Source organism: Acinetobacter sp. L-24 (genome assembly GCF_056857555.1).
Genome location: NZ_JBSXNI010000002.1, coordinates 1 through 2,509 on the forward strand (window position 1 = coordinate 1; position 2,509 = coordinate 2,509).

Genomic DNA, 2,509 nt, shown 5'->3' on the forward strand with positions numbered 1-2,509 from the left:
AATGCCATATTTACAATACCAGCGCACAGCCCAAAGAATGATTTCGCCCTGAAAATGCCGACCATGGAAAGGATTCATATGCTGCACCTTTAGCTAAAACAGTCTTCAGCTTACCATTCGTGGTTATTTGCAACAGTGCCGCTGACGCACACCATCGCCCACCGGGTGGGTCGCTATCTGGAACGGCAAGGCCTGCTGGAACGGGATGTCGAAAACAGCTATCTGGCCTCGGATGCGGTGGATGACGACCCGATGACACCCCTGCTGGGGCACTCGATCACTTACCGTATCGCTGTCGGTTCACAGGCGGGGCGAAAGGTGTTCACTTTGCAAACTCTGCCGACCAGTGGTGATCCGTTCGGTGACGGGATTGGCAAGGTAGCCGGGTCCAGCCTGCACGCCGGCGTGGCGGCCAGGGCCGATGAACGCAAGAAGCTCGAACGGCTGTGCCGGTACATCAGCCGCCCGGCGGTATCCGAGAAGCGGCTGTCGTTAACACGAGGCGGCAACGTGCGCTACCAGCTCAAGACGCCGTACCGGGACGGCACCACGCACGTCATTTTCGAACCATTGGATTTCATTGCAAGGCTGGCCGCCCTGGTACCGAAGCCCAGAGTCAACCTAACCCGCTTCCACGGGGTGTTCGCACCCAACAGTCGGCACCGGGCGTTGGTCACGCCGGCAAAACGGGGCAGGGGCAACAAGGTCAGGGTGGCTGATGAACCGGCAACACCAGCACAACGGCGAGCGTCGATGACATGGGCGCAACGGCTCAAGCGTGTTTTCAATATCGACATCGAGACCTGCAGCGGCTGCGGCGGCGCCATGAAAGTCATCGCCTGCATTGAAGACCCTATAGTGATCAAGCAGATCCTTGATCACCTGAAGCACAAAGCCGAAACCAGCGGGACCAGGGCGTTACCCGAAAGCCGGGCGCCACCGGCTGAGCTGCTCCTGGGTCTGTTTGACTGACGAGCCTGAAGGCCAACGATACCAATCAAAATGCTGCGTTCACAGCGCCGCGGCAGGGATCCGCCGTGCTGGTTGTCGGAAAAGGAGCCGCTAGTGGGAAAGAGGAGGGTAAATTTTCAGCGTTGCTGGCTCCCCGTCAGCCGGATTGGGTTGCATCGCAGGGGTGTCGAAAGAGTCAACTGCGGTCCAAAGCTGTTGGACTTGGGTGAAAAGGGCGTTTATTCTTCCTATACGTTGTCGGCAGCGGGCCAAAAAGGAATACGTCCATGCCCATCGAGGTGAAACCGGCTGTGAGCGCGGGTTCAAGCATATAGCCCGACAGGCGCGTATCCTTGCCGATCACGACACGATGGCGGTGGTCACCGCGACGAAAGACACGGCCAGCCGCCATGCCGACGCGCAAGGCGGTTTCCGCCGTCATCGCGCCTTCGTTGGCTTTGCCACGAATACCGTCTGTGCCGAAATATTTGCGCACCATAAGGTCGATTATCCTGTCGTCGGGTCGCCCTCAAAGGGGACATGCCTGCTGAACCGCGAATATAGAGAAATATCCCGAATGTGCAGTTAACGAATTCTTGCGGTTTCTTTCAGCGCCGCCAATACCGCCAGCCCGTCGCGCAAGGGGCGCGGCTCGTGTGTGCGGATGAAGTCAGCTCCACCTGCGGCGGCGGCAAGCTCTGCAGCGAGTGTCGCGGCCCCGACATCCCCCGGACCACGGCCTGTGAGCGCGCGCAGAAAGGATTTGCGCGAAACAGACAGAAGCACCGGCAAATCGAAGCGCAGCCGCAATTCATCGAACCGCGCCAGCACCGAGAGCGAGGTTTCGGGAGCAGCCCCCAGAAAAAACCCCATGCCGGGATCAAGGACAAGGCGGTTGCGTTTGATACCGGCACCCGTCAGCGCCGCGATGCGCGCGTCAAAGAACGCCGCAATGTGATCCATGATGTCGCCAGCGGGTGCCTCGCGCCGATCTGCCTGCCCGTCTTGCACCGAATGCATAACGACGAGTTTGGCAGATGATTTCGCCAATTGCGGATAGAACGCAGCGTCTGGAAAACCGCGAATATCATTGAGATAGGCCACACCACGCGACAAGGCATAGGCTTGCGTCGCGGGTTGATAACTGTCGAGCGAGACGGGAATGCCATCTGCCTTGAGCGCGTCCAGCACCGGCGCGATACGCGCGATTTCTGTGTCGGACGAAACAGGCGCGGCGTCGGGATTGCTGGATGCCGGACCGAGGTCGATCACATCTGCCCCCTCGGCCATCAGCTTACGCGCCTGCGCAATGGCTGCGTCTGGCGCCAGATACCGGCCTCCATCGGAGAAACTGTCCGAGGTTATGTTGACGATGCCGAAAATGATGAGCGATTTATTCATGGGGGCTTCTATAATAATCTCTGTACACGACAAAAATAGATAACTCATTGAAATAATGTCACAATAATTGTTTTCTAACGACGAATACTATGACACATCTCAATGAGTTATATCTTATCTTAAACAAATCTCTAAAATGGAACAAGTCACATTTAAA

General features: G+C 57.4%; 2 protein-coding genes and 2 pseudogenes. 1 reads left to right on the top strand and 3 read right to left on the bottom strand.

Going from position 1 to position 2,509, the window contains the following annotated elements; all coding sequences use genetic code 11:
- Positions 1–78: pseudogene (locus tag AC13CK_RS00030) on the bottom strand (IS6 family transposase); the annotation flags it as partial.
- A 63-nt stretch (positions 79–141) separates the two neighbouring features.
- On the opposite strand from AC13CK_RS00030, the pseudogene AC13CK_RS00035 reads away from it, so the two are divergent.
- Positions 142–972: pseudogene (locus tag AC13CK_RS00035) on the top strand (IS91-like element ISCR2 family transposase); the annotation flags it as partial.
- Positions 973–1,147: 175 nt separating this feature from the next.
- Here AC13CK_RS00035 and AC13CK_RS00040 read toward each other — a convergent pair.
- The gene (locus AC13CK_RS00040) at positions 1,148–1,450 is read right to left on the bottom strand and encodes a phosphoglucosamine mutase (protein ID WP_000251875.1); all 303 of its coding nucleotides are present in this window, start codon (positions 1,448–1,450) and stop codon (positions 1,148–1,150) included.
- Between the two features lie 86 nt (positions 1,451–1,536).
- Positions 1,537–2,352, bottom strand: coding sequence for a sulfonamide-resistant dihydropteroate synthase Sul2 (gene sul2, locus AC13CK_RS00045; RefSeq protein ID WP_001043260.1), 816 nt, complete (start codon positions 2,350–2,352; stop codon positions 1,537–1,539).
- Positions 2,353–2,509: the final 157 nt, after the last annotated feature.